The sequence below is a fragment of the Salicibibacter cibarius genome (assembly GCF_016495725.1).
GTDB lineage: Bacteria > Bacillota > Bacilli > Bacillales > Marinococcaceae > Salicibibacter > Salicibibacter cibarius.
In genome coordinates this window covers 3474422-3491052 of sequence record NZ_CP054705.1, presented here as the reverse complement: position 1 = coordinate 3491052, position 16631 = coordinate 3474422, and the positions used below count along the sequence as shown (strand labels likewise).

At 41.1% G+C, this 16631-nt stretch carries 14 protein-coding genes, 1 pseudogene and 1 riboswitch; of the genes and pseudogenes, 3 read left to right on the top strand and 12 right to left on the bottom strand.

Annotation, left to right across the window (positions count from 1 at the left end; all coding sequences use genetic code 11):
• The first annotated feature begins 25 nt into the window (after positions 1–25).
• The 3 genes and pseudogenes from HUG15_RS17675 (at position 26) to arcC (ending at position 3155) form a co-directional block, all read left to right on the top strand.
• Positions 26–1293, top strand: a pseudogene (locus HUG15_RS17675) (YlbE family protein).
• Positions 1293–2183 (top strand): oxamate carbamoyltransferase subunit AllH family protein, encoded by an 891-nt coding sequence (locus HUG15_RS17670; protein ID WP_211202258.1) that lies wholly within the window; start codon positions 1293–1295, stop codon positions 2181–2183. The pseudogene HUG15_RS17675 and the gene HUG15_RS17670 overlap by 1 nt, the downstream one beginning before the upstream one ends.
• Positions 2184–2192: 9 nt before the next feature.
• Positions 2193–3155, top strand: coding sequence for a carbamate kinase (gene arcC, locus HUG15_RS17665; RefSeq protein ID WP_200124343.1), 963 nt, complete (start codon positions 2193–2195; stop codon positions 3153–3155).
• 94 nt (positions 3156–3249) lie between these two features.
• Here arcC and HUG15_RS17660 read toward each other — a convergent pair whose 3' ends face one another.
• From HUG15_RS17660 to HUG15_RS17605, 12 genes are all read right to left on the bottom strand, one after another.
• A complete protein-coding gene (locus HUG15_RS17660) occupies positions 3250–4545 on the bottom strand; it encodes an NCS2 family permease (RefSeq protein WP_200129037.1) in 1296 nt (431 codons plus the stop codon).
• Between the two features lie 88 nt (positions 4546–4633).
• Positions 4634–4975, bottom strand: coding sequence for an XdhC family protein (locus HUG15_RS17655; RefSeq protein WP_200124342.1), 342 nt, complete (start codon positions 4973–4975; stop codon positions 4634–4636).
• The gene (locus HUG15_RS17650) at positions 4972–5802 is read right to left on the bottom strand and encodes an XdhC family protein (protein ID WP_200129036.1); all 831 of its coding nucleotides are present in this window, start codon (positions 5800–5802) and stop codon (positions 4972–4974) included. Before HUG15_RS17650 ends, HUG15_RS17655 begins: the two co-directional genes overlap by 4 nt.
• Positions 5803–5807: 5 nt before the next feature.
• A complete protein-coding gene (locus tag HUG15_RS17645; protein WP_200124341.1) occupies positions 5808–8150 on the bottom strand; it encodes a xanthine dehydrogenase family protein molybdopterin-binding subunit in 2343 nt (780 codons plus the stop codon).
• Positions 8147–9028 carry an FAD binding domain-containing protein gene (locus HUG15_RS17640; RefSeq protein WP_246516387.1) on the bottom strand — a complete coding sequence of 294 codons (882 nt, stop codon included), beginning with the start codon at positions 9026–9028 and terminating at the stop codon, positions 8147–8149. Before HUG15_RS17640 ends, HUG15_RS17645 begins: the two co-directional genes overlap by 4 nt.
• Positions 9025–9633, bottom strand: a complete 609-nt coding sequence (locus HUG15_RS17635) for a nucleotidyltransferase family protein (RefSeq protein WP_200124340.1) — start codon at positions 9631–9633, stop codon at positions 9025–9027. Before HUG15_RS17635 ends, HUG15_RS17640 begins: the two co-directional genes overlap by 4 nt.
• Positions 9633–10118 carry a (2Fe-2S)-binding protein gene (locus HUG15_RS17630; protein ID WP_200124339.1) on the bottom strand — a complete coding sequence of 162 codons (486 nt, stop codon included), beginning with the start codon at positions 10116–10118 and terminating at the stop codon, positions 9633–9635. Before HUG15_RS17630 ends, HUG15_RS17635 begins: the two co-directional genes overlap by 1 nt.
• 55 nt (positions 10119–10173) lie before the next feature.
• A riboswitch (purine riboswitch) is annotated at positions 10174–10273 on the bottom strand.
• 248 nt (positions 10274–10521) lie between these two features.
• Positions 10522–11865 carry a 5'-deoxyadenosine deaminase gene (locus HUG15_RS17625; RefSeq protein WP_200124338.1) on the bottom strand — a complete coding sequence of 448 codons (1344 nt, stop codon included), beginning with the start codon at positions 11863–11865 and terminating at the stop codon, positions 10522–10524.
• A gap of 24 nt (positions 11866–11889) precedes the next feature.
• On the bottom strand, positions 11890–13395 hold the full coding sequence (locus HUG15_RS17620) for a SulP family inorganic anion transporter (RefSeq protein ID WP_200124337.1): 1506 nt from the start codon (positions 13393–13395) through the stop codon (positions 11890–11892).
• Positions 13396–14140: 745 nt separating this feature from the next.
• Positions 14141–14905 carry a sulfite exporter TauE/SafE family protein gene (locus tag HUG15_RS17615; protein ID WP_211202257.1) on the bottom strand — a complete coding sequence of 255 codons (765 nt, stop codon included), beginning with the start codon at positions 14903–14905 and terminating at the stop codon, positions 14141–14143.
• A 392-nt stretch (positions 14906–15297) separates the two neighbouring features.
• Positions 15298–15738 (bottom strand): hypothetical protein, encoded by a 441-nt coding sequence (locus HUG15_RS17610; RefSeq protein ID WP_200124335.1) that lies wholly within the window; start codon positions 15736–15738, stop codon positions 15298–15300.
• The gene (locus tag HUG15_RS17605; protein WP_200124334.1) at positions 15728–16579 is read right to left on the bottom strand and encodes a DUF3100 domain-containing protein; all 852 of its coding nucleotides are present in this window, start codon (positions 16577–16579) and stop codon (positions 15728–15730) included. The genes HUG15_RS17610 and HUG15_RS17605 overlap by 11 nt, the downstream gene beginning before the upstream one ends.
• Positions 16580–16631: the final 52 nt, after the last annotated feature.

Genomic DNA, 16631 nt, shown 5'->3' with positions numbered 1-16631 from the left:
AATTTTAGAAATAAGGAGTTAAAAGATGAGCTATCAGACGATTGCTGAAGCAAATGAAGCAGTGATTAACAAAGTAAAAGCAGCCCAACCATTTTTGGTCGATGTTAAACTGGCAAAAGATGTTATATCTGATTTAAATAAAAAAGTGTTGTTACATGCCGGTCCTCCGCTTCAATGGGATGATATGACAAACCCAATGCAAGGATCCTGTATCGGAGCTGCTTTGTTTGAAGGGTGGGCGGACGATAACGAAGAGGCTGAAAAAATGTTGGCCGGAGGGGAAATCGAATTTCTTTCGTGTCACGCTGTTGATGCAGTCGGACCGATGGGGGGATAACTTCTGCCAATATGCCGGTCCTTGTCGTTGAAAACCGAATGGACGGAAATCATGCCTACTGTAACTTAAATGAAGGCATTGGCAAAGTGTTGCGTTTTGGGGCTTACAACAAAGAGGTTATCGATCGCTTGCAATGGATGAAAGATGTGTTGCACCCAACATTGTCTCGGGCGCTCCGACAAATAGATGGCGGTATAAATGTAAACGTTCTTGCTGCTAAAGCGATCGCTATGGGTGATGAATTTCATCAACGAAACATCGCTGCTTCTGCTTTATTTTTAAAAGAGATTGTTCCGTACTTGCTGCAAGTAGGTTTGCCGGAAAAAGAAGTCCAAGAAGTTACGCAATTTTTGGCCGATACCGATCAGTTTTTCCTTAATATTATGATGGCTTCTTGTAAAGCAGTGATGGACGCGGCACGAAGCGTGGAAGCGGGCAGTGTTGTAACTGCTTTGAGCCGAAACGGATATGAATTTGGCATCAAAGTAAGTGGGATGGGTGATCAATGGTTTACAGCGCCGGTTAACACACCTGATGGTCTGTACTTTAGCGGATTTTCCTCGGAAGATGCCAGCCCGGATATGGGTGACAGCGCGATTGTAGAAGCATTTGGCGTGGGCGGGATGGCTGTAATCGCTGCACCGGCTGTGATGCGGTTCGTCGGAGCGGGCGGTTTTGACGACGCCGTGGCTACGACGGAAGAAATGCAGGAAATTTGCATTGATCATCATCCGATTTTCCCGATTCCTTCTTGGGATTTCAAAGGAGCGCCCCTAGGCATTGACATTCGTAAAGTTGTGGAAACCGGGATTACGCCGGTGATTAATACAGGGATGGCGCACAAAAATGCAGGCGTCGGACAAATAGGGGCCGGGACGGTACGAGTGCCGATTGCATGCTTTGAAAAGGCATTGGAAGCGCTTGCTGAACGATACGGCGTTTCAGCTGACGAATAATGATGGAAACATCAGCTCTTGTCGCCAGTGCTGACGCCTGCTCATTGATTGAAAAGCAAGTCGACGGGAAGGTGCACAGCGTTTTTAACAATAGCCTTAATTTGCAATTCGGGGATCGCCTCGTCCATGTCGGTAGCGTGGATGAAGGATTGGCCCCCTTTAGTATCGGGATTGAACCATGGGAGCTGAATCACCTCCTAAAGAAAATATACAGTGGGCAACCTGTTCGCTTCAATACGAACCAATTTATTTTTCAAGAGGCGCGCCTTTGGATGCACCAAGTGCAAGTAACAGATCATACAATGCCGGCTTATAGCTATGAGCGAGAAAACGTGACCAATAATATAGATCATTTAATATCCAGTCTATTTGAAGAAAGAGGACAGCTTGGCTTCACTGAGATAAATAAAGAAGCCATTCTACATGATATGCTTCAATCTTCTTCAAGCGATATGGTCGATCCAATGCTAAAAAAACTACACGAATTGGAAGCAATGGCATTTGAAAATAAATATACGGACCCAGACACCATGTTTAATTTTTGGATCGGAAGAGGGCAAGGATTGACGCCTAGCGGGGACGACCTCCTCGTCGGGACATGCGCTGCAATGGACGCCCTTGGCTATTCGAATGCAATATTTCTCGAACAATTGAAATCCTACCTGCAAGAAAAAGGGCACAACCGGACGACAAATATCGGCTATGAATATTTGTGGTATGCCGCAGAGAAAAAATATCATTCACACGTCATCAATATGTGCAAAAGCCTTATAAAAGAGTCAAAATTCGAATGCTTGGCTGCCGTTCATGAGATGAAAAAGATTGGATACACATCAGGCATGGATACATTAATAGGTATGTTGTTAGGGGCCAAAAGAGTAAAGGGGTGAAAGATAGATATGAGTAAAACGGTTGTTGTTGCACTGGGGGGCAATGCTATTCAGCAAGCCGATGAAGAGCCAACCTATATCAATCAATTAAACAATATAAAGAAGAGTTGCAAATTTTTAAGTCTATTGGTGAAACAGGGCTATCGGTTAGTGATAACACACGGAAATGGTCCGCAAGTCGGTAGGTTATTACAACAAAACGAAGAGGCACAAAATGTTGTGCCCCCGTTCCCGTTAGATGTGCTTAATGCACAAACGCAAGGGTTTATCGGGTACATGATTGAACAATCGCTCTTAAATGAGTTGAAACAAAATCATCTAACTGTCTCCGTCGTTAGTATGATGACAAGGGTGCAGGTATCTAGCGAAGATGAAGATTATCTCGATCCGAGTAAACCGGTTGGTACTTTTTATACAGAAGAGGAAGCCAAACAATTACAAGTCTCCAACCGTTGGAAGATGAAAAAGGATGCCAATCGGGGATGGCGAAGAGTAGTCCCCTCGCCGAAACCGCTACGCATTTTGGGAGCTGACACGATTCGGGAGTTGTCCGAAAACGGTAACATAGTCATTGCCGGTGGTGGAGGGGGAATACCGGTCATATGCAAAAGCACGGATGCCGATGTAGGGATCGAGGCTGTTATTGATAAAGACCGCAGCGGATGTAAGCTGGCAGAAGAGATCGAAGCGGATGTATTTATGGTTTTAACGGATATTGACCATGTTTATGTAAACTACGGAAAAGCCGATGAGAAGGCGTTAGAAAATCTTACTGTTGATGAATTGGAAAAATATATCGAAGAAGGACACTTTAGTAAAGGAAGCATGGGACCAAAAGTTGAGGCTGCACTGTCTTTCGCCAAAACAGGCGGCACCTCCATCATCTGTGCGTTGGATAAGGCAGAAGAGGCCTTGCAAGGGCAAACGGGGACAATTGTTAACCCCGTTGAGAAACAAGTGACTGTCAGTTAATGAACGAAAATCGATAAAATGCACAGGGGTATTTTCCCTGTGCATGATCCATGGTCGTCTGAAAACACCTTGATTTTGTGGAAATACGGCTTGTCTAAGCTAACCAAATAAAATATGCGATAAAAGTAATTAGCAACAGGTACATGATAGGATGAAGATCTTTGTATTCTCCTTTAACAATTTTTAAGATTGGGTAAGCGATAAAGCCTAAGGCAATCCCATTGGCAATACTGTAAGTCAACGGCATTGCAATGGCTGTGATAAAAGCAGGTATGGCATATTCCATTTGGTCCCATTTAATAGATCCTAAAGAAGATGCCATTAAAACCCCAACAATAATTAATGCAGGAGCTGTTACAGAATTAGTAACAACTTCCAAAAGCGGGGACAGGAACAAGAATAGGAAAAAGCAAAGGGCCGTTATTAAAGAAGCAAATCCCGTGCGGGCACCCGCCGCAACACCGGAAGCAGATTCAATATAAGAATTAGTGTTGGATGTTCCCAGAATAGATCCAACAACTGACGCGATAGCGTCTGCTCCCAATGCTTGTTTGGCCCTGGGCAATTTATCATCTTTCAAGAATCCTGCTTTTTTAGCAACTGCGATTATTGTGCCTGTTGCATCAAAGAAGTTCACAAATAGTACAGTGAAAACCACCGTGAATATTTCCGGTTGAAGAATATTTGGCAATTCGGCAATCGCAACTCCAAAAGTAGGAGCCAAACTCGGTAGGGTAGAAATCACTTGAGAAGGGATAGGGATCAATCCAGTGATTACTCCAACAAGAGATGTAATGATCATTCCAAAAAAGATAGCGGCATTAACACCACGTACGAGCATTATAGCCGTTACTATCAGGCCGAACATAGCCAGTAAAGTGGCGGGTGAAGTAATGGAACTAAGTGTTACCAACGTCTCTTCATCTCCGGCTACAACACCTGCATTCTGTAATCCTATAAAGGCGATATATATTCCGATGCCTGCTACGGTAGCATCTTTTAGTTGAGGGGGGATAGCATCAATAACTTTCTCTCTTAAACCGGTTAAGGTTAAGGCCAAGAAGATAACTCCCGCTACCAGCATCCCGGAAAGAGCAGTTTCCCATGGGATGCCCATACCTATTACGACCGTATATGCAAAAAAAGCGTTTAATCCCATCCCGGGAGCTAAGCCGATCGGATAGTTGGCCCACAACGCCATAATAATACACGAAATAGCTGCTGTTAGCCCGGTAGCAACAAACACAGCTCCTTCATCCATTCCTGCATCGCTTAGAATAGCCGTGTTAACGAACAATATATAAGACATGGCCATAAAGGTTGTGAGTCCACCAATGGTTTCTGTTTTGAAATTAGTATTTTTTTCATTAAAACCAAAGTATTGTTCAATTTTATTGCCTTTCGGTGGTTTGCTTTTTTTAATTGGAGTTTCTAAGTTTGAGCTCACTTTTTGTTCACCCTCTTAAATGTTGTTTGGTTCATTTCATGGAGATAGATTTAATCGAAAGTATCGGTTCAATAAATACATCCATAATACCGCCGCAAATCCCCCCATCTTCATAGAAAAGTCCTTCCGTAAGGTCTACTTTGTGCTGTTGGGGACGACCTGTTTTGATCACATGAATTGCTTTTTCGATCACTTCGCCTTCACCGCAACCACCTCCAATTGTTCCATATAGTTTATAATCGGGATAAATGATCATTTTTGTCCCTGTTTTTCGCGGGGTGGAGCCTTTTACTCGAATGATGGTAGCGATAGCCGCTTGTTGTCCTTGCTCACGGAGGGACATAACTGTTTCGAAAAACTCTATATGATTCATTTTCGATTCCTTTCATAAAATTTTAGTTTTTCGTAGTTAATTTTCTCTCGATGTGAATGGCCTGGAGATCCATTTTGAACTTTTAATATTTCCGCCATAATACTGATAGCAATTTCAGCAGGAGACTGTGCGCCGATGTCCAATCCAACAGGTGAATATATATTTTTAAAATGATGATTGTTAAATTCACTTTTTAGCTGTTCAAATACACCGGCGATCCGTCTTCTGCTGCCAATCATTCCTATATATCTCGTGCGCTCTTGGGGTGTAAGTTTCTCCTCTCTTTTCAGTAGTTCTTGTAAACTTATGACATCGAACTTGTGCCCGCGGGTAAGAAGCAAAATAAAGGTTTTAGGTGTAATGTGTACCGAACTGAAAAAATCAAGATATGACATGCAGATGACCTCATTAGCTTCCGGAAATTTTTCACGATTTGCAAAAGAAGGTCGATCATCAATGACAGTGACATAAAACCCTAACATTCGTCCAAGTTGTTCAACAGGCTCAGAAACATGCCCGGCGCCAGCAACAATTAAATGAGAAGGGCTGGGATAGACTTCGACATAGCAGTCCACGTTATCAGTCTCCCATTCAAAAGTGACGGTTTTTGTTTTTTGTTCCAATAACAAAGGGAGACAGCATGAAATGAGCTGATTAGAAAAACAGTATGAATAATTATTCTCATCAAATATTTGTCCGTCTGGCCACAGCAGTGATTTGGATCCTATATAATGATCATTAGGATGGTCCGTTATCGTCAGTAATGCAACGTCAAGCTGTTGTCTCAGTGAATGGGATAACTTTTCATATAATTGGTTACTGAGCAATGCAATCACCTCGAAGACATCGGAACTGACTTTGTGGCAGATTTCATTGCATTGAAAATACGTTCCGGGGTCGCTGGCAAGTGCCTTACCCTTGCGCCGGTTGCATCATAAATGGCAGACATGATGGCAGGGATTATTGGAATCATAACAACCTCTCCGATACCTTTAGCACCGAATGGGTTTGATGGTTCCGGAGCTTCGACAGGAATGGTTTCGATCTCCGGGGTTTCCCTTATGGTTGGGATGATGTAATCGCCTAAATTACTTGTTTTATGGTACCCTTCTTCAATAATGACATCTTCATATAAGGTATAACCGATCCCCATTATGGCGCCACCTTCGGATTGCCCCTCAAGACCTTGTAAATTCATAACCCTTCCGCAGTCGGGAATTGACACTACCCGCAAAACGTCGGTTTCTCCGGTTAAGGTATCCACTTCGACCATGACAACGTTTGTCTGGTAACCGTAAATATGATGAGGGGCTCCTCCGGAACCTTTGATTTCTTCTTTTTCTTTCGGAAGATAAAACTGGCTACTTACTTTTGTAGATTTTCTGTTTACAGACAAATAATCATGGATTTCAGTGAAGGCAAGAAGGATTGAATGATCATTTTTATGGATCACATTGCAGTCTTCAATATCCATATCTTTTGCCGGAATATTAAGCATTTCACTCGCTGTTTCCGTAAGTAGTTCAATCATGAGCGGTGCTGTAGTGGCTATTGCCCTTGAACCGGTATACGTGGATCGTGAGGCAGAAATGGTGCCGCTATCTAATGTCTCAGACGTATCGCCTTGGATAACAGAGACGTCGGCGATGTCGCAATGGAGCATTTCAGCACAAACTTGAGCATACACGGTACCATTGCCGGTACCTATTTCTTCAGGCCCGACGCCCACTTTCAAACGACCATCGTGTAACAGTTCGATAGAGGCGGCGCCATAATCCGGCGTGTCAAGTCCCATTCCAACACCGTGAAAAGACGTCGCGATAGCAACCCCTCTTTTTTTCCATGGCTCACTCGGTTGGTTTTTATAGGTATTTCGATTCGTCCATAGGTCACAATTTTGAGCCTTCTCAAGCGTTTCATGTGTACCGACACTGGATTTAACGACATGTCCTACGCTCGAAATTTCGCCTTGACGGTAGGCGTTTTTCTTTCTGATTTCAATTGGGTCCATATTGATTTTTTCGGCGATCATATCGATATGTGTTTCAATGCCAACACATACTTGATTAACACCAAAGCCTCGGAATGCACCGGCGATCCCGTTATTGGTATATACGCAAAACCCTTCAACATCAACATTAGGTATTTTATAAGGGCCACAAGCATGTTCGACCGCTAATGATATGACGGCCGGTCCTAAAGAAGCAAACGCCCCTGTATCTGCAACAGCTCTTACTTGATTGGCAGTAATTGTTCCGTCTTTGTTTGCAGCTGTTTTCACTTGAACTTTAAAAGGATGTCTTTTCATACCGGCTGTAACCGACTCTTCGCGAGATAAATGAATTTTCACAGGTCGCCCTTCGGTATGCAGGGCTAATAAAGCAAGATAGATTTGCACAGTAATTTCATCTTTGCCGCCAAAACCACCGCCATTAGGGCTGGAAATAACATGAATACTTTCCGGATTCATACCAAGCGCTCGAGAAACTTGTAGTCTGTCTCTGTATGCATATTGGCCAGGGCATTGAATTTTTAACGTTCCGTCTTCTTTAACCAAACCCCAACCACCTTCGGTTTCTATAAACGCGTGCATTTGCCGCGGGGAATAATAGGTATTTTCGAAAATGTAGTCAGCATTTTTAAATGCCTGATCGACATCTCCGTTTTTGATTTTAACGTGGCTGTGTATATTTCCGTCGGGATGGAGGGAAGGTGCTTCATCGGTCATGGCATATTCAGCATCAGCGACAACTTTCAATGGTTCATAATCAACTTGAATAAGATTGAGTGCTTCATCCGCAATTTCGTTTGTTTCTGCCGCCACGAGTGCGACAGCATCTGCTGTACATCGAACAACATCTTCACAAAGGACGGGCTGATCAGGGGTCACAATACCAAAACCGTTAAATCCCGGAATATCTTTATACGTTAATACACAAATCACCCCGGGTAATGATTCTGCTTTTTCCGTTTTGATGTTTTTAATTTTGGCGTGGGGGTACTCTGCCCGAAGAACTTTTCCCCATACCATGTTAGAGTAACTTTCATCCGTCATGTATTTTAGTTCACCGGTTACCTTTTCAGGACCGTCGATACGGGGGATTTTTTTCCCTATCCATTGATATTTATCGTTAAAACGTTCCTTGGGAATATTTGCTTTTTCACTAATGCTCATTTGTTTTCCCACCTTTTCATTAATCGAAGTAATCCTCTTTCCAACAATGCACTGGCCATGTCTCTCCTGTAATTTGCCGAAGCGCGGACGTCAGAAATTGGGGCAACTTCTTTCCAGGCGATTTTAGCAATATTTTGAATAATATCCTTATCAAAGCGGTCTAATGTAAGCACTGACTCACACTTTTTTGCACGGATAATGGTCGGGGCAACTGAACCGAAAGCCAATCTGCCGGATGTGCAATGGTTTGTTTGCTTATCCATGCTGATGGATGCTGCAAAATTTACGATGGAAATGGACTGAGCCTTGCGAGGGCCAAGTTTTTCAAAAATGCCCATTTCGTTTTTCTCTTGAGGACGGATAATGATATTTGTAATGATTTCGTTCGCTTCCATAACGGTTTTTCCCGGACCAAGAAAAAATTCTTCAATTGGAATTGTTCTTGTTTCGTCAAGTGAACGTAATTCAATGCGAGCATCCAACACGTAGAGGGCTGGTATAGTATCACCGGTAGGCGAAGCGTTTCCAATATTTCCGCCTAACGTCCCCATGTTTTGCATTTGGGTTGCGCCGACCTCTTTTGCTGCAAATGTGAGTACATCAGCTTTCTCTTGCAATAGTTTCGACTTAACAATGTCGGTGTGTGTTGTTAGTGGACCCACATGTATGCCGCTTGGATCTTCACGTATATACCTAAGTTCGTTCATGCTTTTGATGTTAATCCAACTATCAGGTGTCCATTTTTTATCCTTCATACGAACGACCGCGTCTGTTCCTCCTGCGATAAGCCGGTTGTTCTTTTCTTGATCATTAAGCAAATATAAACATTCATTCAATGATTTTGGTGAGACAACCTGCATTTCAGATGTTTTAATCATTTTCTCTCTCCTTTCATATGAAGAAAGTCGATGGGTGTATTGAGGTTAAGTAAAACATTAGGGTCTGAGACTTCTATTGGCGACACATCACGATTATACTTTCGAAAAATGTTCCGTAACCCTTGTGTTTCTTCATTGATTTTTAACAACTCGTGTTTTAGTTGCGTACTGAATAATACTGGGTGTCCGCGCTTTTGTTGATATACAGGAACAACAATGGAAGCATTTGTTTTATTGAAATGAGTGATCATGAAGTCTATGGTATGTTTTGGAACCGGTTGGTCAACTGCGCTTATTAAAATTCCTTTTGAATCAGGGCTTATAGACTTGACTCCTTTTCGGATCGATGAAGTTTTCCCTTCATGAAATCGATGGTTATGGACTATTTTTACATGAGAAGGTTTAATCATCTCAGCAACTTCTTCACTCTTATAACCTGTCACAACGATAAGTTCACTTATTAAGGTGTTTTGGAGTTGATTGATTTGATAATTGATTAACGTTGTTCCGTTCCAGGGAAGGGCAGCTTTTAATGTGCCCATTCGTTGAGAACGGCCAGCGGCTAATACAAGTGCGGTTAAGCTGTTATCCTCACCAGTTGCCATTATGTTTCACCGGATATAGCGAATTTGTTTCTGGCCGCTGATTGAATGGCTGAGATAATTTTCTGATAACCGGTACAGCGACATAGATTTCCTCCAAGAGCAGTTTTTATTTCATTGACCGTTGGAACGTGGTCAATATCGTTTAAAAAAGATTTAGCCGCAACGATGATCCCTGGCGTACAATAACCGCACTGTGTCGCACCTTCTTCTATAAATGCTTCTTGAACAATGTCCATGTTTTCCGTAAGCCCGATTTCTTCAATAGTGATAACACTTTCATTTTCAATCTGACCAACCAACACGAGGCAGGAGCATATTACTTCATTCCCTATAAAAACTGAACACGATCCACATTCGCCTTTACCGCAACATTCTTTACTGCCTGTCAATCCTAAATCCTCCCGCAATACATCAAGAAGCGGTTTTGCAGGTGGACAATCAACTGTTTTTTGTTTGCCATTTACAAAAAATCGAATGCGCTTCATTAAAAATCCTCCTTCATTAATATGGCTAAAAACATAAAAAAACGAAAAAGGACTCCAGGAAGAAGCCCTCTTTCGTAGTGTGGAAATTTACGGTTTCCTGTAGATACCCTCAAACCAATTATTGAGGTTATACGAAAGGGAATTTTTAATTATAAAAAAGAACCGCAACAATAGGTCACTAAACAGAGAGTTGACCCAGAGTTACGGTTCATATTTATTCCGTAGAACAGAAGGAATACGAAACCAAACTGGTTACAAGAAACCAATGACAAATATAATTTGAAATTGATTCCTTTTTTAAAATTTAATATTGTTTAGATAAATCGTAATGGAATGTACTTTTTTTGTCAATGGCTTTCAGAAAATTAAAGTTTTATGGTTTGATAAAAATATTTTCGATCATTTAACTATATTGAATCGTCGGGACTCTTTTTAGCAATCGATCAATTGATTTGTTGGATTCCTTTAGGACAATATTTTTGTCCATGGTTTTCATTACTCTACCCTCCATAACAGGCGTGCCATTTATAAACGTCGTCTCTATGTCTGAACTTGTAGCCGAATATACAATTCGTGAAACCGGATCAACGTCAAAGGATGGGTATACGTGGAAATCATTTAAATCTAGAATTGATAAATCGGCTTTTTTCCCGACTTCCAAACTCCCGATTTCATTTTCCATTCCTACCGCTTTTGCCCCTTCAATCGTTGCCATTCGCAGAACTGCTTGGGCATTCATGGACGTTGGACCATGTTTTGGCTTTTGTATCGTGGCTGCCAACCTCATTTCATTCAACATATTTAAATTGTTATTGCAAGGGGCTCCATCCGCGCCTAAACTAACCTGTAATTGTTTATCCAACATATCAGGCACATCTGCAATCCCTGAAGCCAATTTCAGATTGGAACCGGGGCAATGGCTGACTTTAACCCCTCTATCTTTAATAATTGATTTTTCTTCGTCATTTAACCAAACACAATGCGCTAAAATCAAACGTTCATTAGCTAGGCCAATGTGATCTAAATAAACAACATTCCTCATTCCTGTTCTATTTTCAACGATTTCAATCTCTCCAGTGTTTTCTGCTGCGTGAGAGTGAACGTGAACATTATAATGCGAGGAAAGGTCTCTCACCTCGGTTAGTAAATCTTCCGAGCACGATACGACAAAGCGAGGTGAGAAGGCATATTGTATTCTTCCGCTGTCGTGACCATGCCACTTTTCTAATAAATCCACACTTTCTTGAATTGAAGTGTCTGTATTTTCCTGTAGCAGTAAAGGGACTTCATCACCATAATCCATCATGACTTTTCCGCTTAATGCTCTTATACCGCTCGTCGCGATTGCTTGAAAAGCTGAGTCGGCATGGTGAACCGTTTCCATATCAACGACTGACGTTGTCCCACTTCTTATAAGTTCTCCAATACCTAACATGGCTGAATAATAACTGGATTCTTCGTCATGAGATGCTTCCAATGGCCAAATCCGTTTTTCCAGCCAATCAAGTAACTCCAAATCGTCTCCTTGTCCTCGGAATAGCGTCTGACATAAATGAATATGGGTGTGAATAAAACCGGGAATGACGGTTTTATGTCTTGCATCAATCACTTTATCTACGTCTATGTCCTGGATATGCGAATCGATTTGGCTAATCCGATCATTATCAATTAATAAATCGCCATAAAAAATCTCGTTTTCCTCATTTACCGTTACAATTTCAGCATTCTTAATAAGTGTTTTTGACATTAAGACCCCTCCAATTGATTTTTCTTATTGATCCAATTCTTGGATTTTCCCCACTTTCACATCTTTAATAGCTTGATAAAAGAAGAAAAGTCCCACTATTAAGTAACCGATGGCAAAATCAGGAGATGCATTGAACGCTAACTCCGGAGCGTGCATGAGTCCGAAAAAGGAGAAAACGGATCCTGTGCAGGCAAAGACAGTTGCCCTTTTAAAATCACCATCAATGATAAAGACGGTAATAGCTCCAAAAATCAAGGCTGTGAACATGGCTCCGTCACCCAGGGGAACGATACCTGTGGAGATATCTGCCACTATTTCAGGAGCATCATCATCAAACCGAGTCATTAAGTAATTTGAAAAATATGGAAGCATAGCTATAACGACAGCCGGATAGTATTTTGATGCACTCGATTCAAATGCCGTTGACACCATGGAAGCACCCACATAAACAAGAACAGGTGCTATTACGGCTACAGGGATAATTTCCGAGACTGCAGCGATTAAACCAAACATGGCTGTAAGTGTGTATACTATTGCGTTTAATATGCTATAGCCACGACCTGCTCCCATATGCTTGGCTCCAACTGTGGCAAGAAGGACGGTGGTCGGAAATGCTCCCCCAAAAACAGCCCCCAACATTGCTCCTGCCCCATCAACAGCCTGACATTCCCGAACATCATACTTATCACCTGCTGCTTCCATTGCTTCCACGTTGTTCATCGTTTCTATAGCATTATAGATGGTGATAGGAAGGACAACCGCGAATATGCCAATCATAGCTCCAAAAAGATAAGTCATCCCTTCAAAAGCTGCTAAAGTTGGTAAAAATGGATAAAATCCCACATAAGCTAGTCCGTCCGTAATTTGACCAATATTGGCTGGTCCAAAAGCATATGCCAAAATTGTACCGATAATTATGGCAAATAAGGAAGCCGGGATCCTAAATGGCATGGTTACTTTTCCAATAACACCTACGATGATAATGGCTAATGCTATAAGTCCCGCTACGGGTATTTCCATTGTCATAAATAGCATTTCACCTGCGATAAATGTTAAAGCTACGCCACTAATAGCACCCAGCATTGCTGCTCGCGGTAAATTTCTTTGAATCCACCTTCCAACAAGGCTAACTAAAGCTTCAATTAGCCCACTTATAAAGGCAGCAGCCACTCCTATTCTCCAGGCCAGCTCTGGGTCATCAGTCAGTGTAATAGCCGGCAGTAGGACTCCAAACAGGAAAATGAACATTACAGGCGTACTTATTCCGTAAGATAGAGCCGTTACATCCGTTCTTTGCTCTCTTTTTGCCAAACGAGTTGCAGTGTAGGCATAATACAGATGACCAAACAGTACCGCTACAGCTACACCCGGGATAACTCGTCCGAAAACAATGTCTGTAGTAAACCCCATTCCAAGCATTGCAATCGTAATTATAACAAAATTGGCAAGGTTATTTTGAAATAAAGCGAAAAAAGCATCGGTATCCTCTTTTTTGTACCAGGGGTAATGAAATGTTGTCTGCTGTTTCAATACAATTCCTCCTCAATTGTAGGCTCTCGGCATTCGTTGGGTCATCTAAAACTAGAATATTGCGTTGGAAAATTTATTAGATTTTTGCCTACCCATAATCAAAAAACTGCACGTATGTTCTTTTGAAAGGGCTTTCATATTCAGCAATAGATCTAAAATTGTTTCACAGCTCTGTTAGCACCCCATTTCATCGCAGACAATATACTTTGAATAGATTTGCAACAAAAAAGAGCCGTAGATAGAAGAATCACTTCTTCATCTACGGCTTCAAAAGCCTCCGGTAAACAGAGGTTGAGCAACCGATACACTTTTGGAAGAAAAATGAACCGAATGAACGTATCCATTTCCTAATAAATTTAAGTATAGAAAAATAAAATGGAAAAGTCAATATATTAAAAAAGGGGACATGCTTGAATGGACTTCAATAGTGAAGGATACAAAATTTGAAGTCTGGTGGGGAAAACGAAATTCATCTTAGATCACGTGCAAGAACACGCATTGAATTACGTACTTTTGACAGTGAAAAATACCCCAAAGAAAGATATAGTTGTATGTTAAAAAGGGTACATCTTTAAAATCTAAGGATTGAAGTGCGCTGGATGGAAAAACCCCGGCTTGTTAGATGGGCTTAGTTTAGCAGATTATACTTTAGGAAGGCTCGACTTCAATAGCGAGAGGCTTGAACAAACAAGCTGTTCGAGCCCCGTGATCACAAGAGTGTTCGGTTTTTAAGCATGAACTTGGGCTAAATAAATAATGTAATAATCATGTAGGTCGCTGTTAGGATGGTGAACCATGTAATGAAAAAACGTAATTGGTTTAATTCTGCCTTGTTTGAAAGATACGATCCTGTTAATATGCCTGCAAGTTGTCCTATTGCACTAGCCACGATTAGGGGGGTTAACGTTTCCATATTCGCATATTGAAAATAACCAAGCATTGATGGCAAAGCAATAACGACTGAATTAAATAAACATACACCTACAGTAACTCGGATACTGAGTCCTAGCTTTGTTAATAAAGGCACAAGTAAAATTGGGCCTCCGGCTCCTGATAACGCACAAATTGTCGCTGTCGTAAAGCCTAATAGTAAAACAAACCATTTTTTTTCTAGTATGTTTGTTGTAGATGTACTGCCTTGATCATTTTTACCATTGAATAAAAGTGAAACTCCTGAAATTAATACAAATATATACAATATTAGGGTAGCAATATGATCGGGAGTCATGACATTTAGCTGTACACCTAAGAAAGCACCAGGAATGCTTCCGATACTAATAATTATCGCTAATTTCATATCAATGTTTTTGGATTTCCAATAAGTATATGACCCAATAATTCCTGCTATAGCGAAGGATAAAAAACTTAAAGCCAATGATTCTCTTAACGGTAACTGTAAAAAACCTACATAAATTAATGGGAGAAGGAACCCTCCTATGCTAGACATTCCCAAGAGGATACCAACTAATAGATTTAAAGCTAATATAAATATAAATAGATAATCCAACATCTAACCCTCGTCTCTATACGATATATATGGCATTTCTTAAATCTGTTGATAATTACAAAAGTAGACTTAATCACCATAAACTTTTATATAAAAATAACTGGCCATTGCGTTACGGTATAACAAAAACGCACTCGAGCAAAAAAGGTACAATCCCGCTTTTGCGAGGTGCGTTTTATGGATTTTTGCTTGGACTGCTTAACACCATTTTTGCACATCTCGACTACGATACAGAACTTATTGGTTGTTATCCCCGTGAAGGGAAAGGGCATAGGTGGAGTAGTTATCGCTCCTCTTGATGCAGATTGCGTTAAGAAATCTGTTTCCGCCAAAGGGTATAGTATTCTCTTAAAGTGGGTGGGTTTATCGACTGTAAAATGGTAAACCTCTTAAATTTAATTTGTGATGTTAAGGACAATCTGAGCAATGATCACAGACCCTATAAATGTACTCGCCATAACAACTAACGCCACGACAACGATTCTCCAACTAAGTTTTGTGAACTCACGGACGCTAGCACCAATTGCTATTCCGGCTAACGCTCCTACCATCGTTAGCGGAGCTTTGAAATCTATATTTCCTGCTGCATCACTTACAAAATCGCCTATAGGGGAAACAGGTGAAGCAATGAGCAAACCTAATATTGAACAATAAATAATCATTGGAAGTCTTAATGGAATTATTTTTGACACGCATACGGCAATAAACGCGATTGAACATAAAATCAATACTCCCATTAAAGAGTCTGTAATTGGGGTATTATAACCAATTAGATTTGTGGTAATGATACCGATTGCAATAAATCCGAATAAAAAGGCCCATTCTTTAAGCTTCATAATCTGTTTCCTCCTTTTTAACAGTAGATTTCTTTTTGCGGCCAATTCTTGGTTCTAATAGCTGATATATTTTATTCGCAAGAGGAAGAGCTATAAATATTGCAGCATATAGCCCCGTCATTCCAGTCAACATATCGCCCGCCCCACCGAGCGCGAGAATATCGTCAGCATACGCCGGATAAATATGCGCTAAACTAGTTGTGGCAGCAGCCATCATGATCCCTGCACCTACACCTGCTCCAATTGCAAGAGCATGTGGGTGAAAAAGGTCTGTTGAAGCCACTAATGAGGCTAAAAAACCGAAGAAGATGGTTCCAAAAAGACCGCCCATGATATATACTGCTAGTGTACCTCTCAGTTCAGGGGAGTTTGGCCCATATACATTAGTGATTAAAGCCAAGTTTGTTTCCCTGTTAATAGAATGCGTAGCGCCAACTGCTTCGCGTTTTAAACCAAGGAATAAAGCTAAAGGCAAAGCGATAAGGACTGTAAATAAGTTTCCGAATTCCGCTAAAAGTAAGGCCGGTCCTACAGAAATAAGCAAAGGGAGGTCTTGAGCCGCTGTAATTCCAATGTTGACAATGAACGGTGCTATAGCTACCAAGACTAGAGGTGACGCTGCTTCTACCTCTTCATTTTTAAAAAAGCCAATTAAATCAGGTCCCAACAAAACTCCAATAATTATTCCGTAGAAAAGCGGAAATAAAATCAACATCCCGGGCCCGAAATTAACTTCAATTTCCCCAATAAGCTCTGATAAAATAAGAACGGAAAAAGCTGAAATGTATATCTTATATTCCTTCTTAACCCTATCAGCAATTGATTGATATCCTTCTTCCATACTATCTCCTCACTCGTATAAAGATATTTAATTTTAAAAAACTTCTTATCCA

Excerpts from the sequence above, each read along its gene's own strand:
- HUG15_RS17625 (WP_200124338.1), bottom strand. The coding sequence starts at position 11,865 with ATGTCAAAAACACTTATTAAGAATGCTGAAATTGTAACGGTAAATGAG.
- HUG15_RS17615 (WP_211202257.1), bottom strand. The coding sequence starts at position 14,905 with ATGTTGGATTATCTATTTATATTTATATTAGCTTTAAATCTATTAGTT.
- HUG15_RS17640 (WP_246516387.1), bottom strand. The coding sequence starts at position 9,028 with ATGATTAAAACATCTGAAATGCAGGTTGTCTCACCAAAATCATTGAAT.
- HUG15_RS17610 (WP_200124335.1), bottom strand. The coding sequence starts at position 15,738 with ATGAAGCTTAAAGAATGGGCCTTTTTATTCGGATTTATTGCAATCGGT.
- HUG15_RS17605 (WP_200124334.1), bottom strand. The coding sequence starts at position 16,579 with ATGGAAGAAGGATATCAATCAATTGCTGATAGGGTTAAGAAGGAATAT.
- HUG15_RS17630 (WP_200124339.1), bottom strand. The coding sequence starts at position 10,118 with ATGAAGCGCATTCGATTTTTTGTAAATGGCAAACAAAAAACAGTTGAT.
- HUG15_RS17645 (WP_200124341.1), bottom strand. The coding sequence starts at position 8,150 with ATGAGCATTAGTGAAAAAGCAAATATTCCCAAGGAACGTTTTAACGAT.
- HUG15_RS17635 (WP_200124340.1), bottom strand. The coding sequence starts at position 9,633 with ATGGCAACTGGTGAGGATAACAGCTTAACCGCACTTGTATTAGCCGCT.
- arcC (WP_200124343.1), top strand. The coding sequence starts at position 2,193 with ATGAGTAAAACGGTTGTTGTTGCACTGGGGGGCAATGCTATTCAGCAA.
- HUG15_RS17655 (WP_200124342.1), bottom strand. The coding sequence starts at position 4,975 with ATGAATCATATAGAGTTTTTCGAAACAGTTATGTCCCTCCGTGAGCAA.
- HUG15_RS17670 (WP_211202258.1), top strand. The coding sequence starts at position 1,293 with ATGATGGAAACATCAGCTCTTGTCGCCAGTGCTGACGCCTGCTCATTG.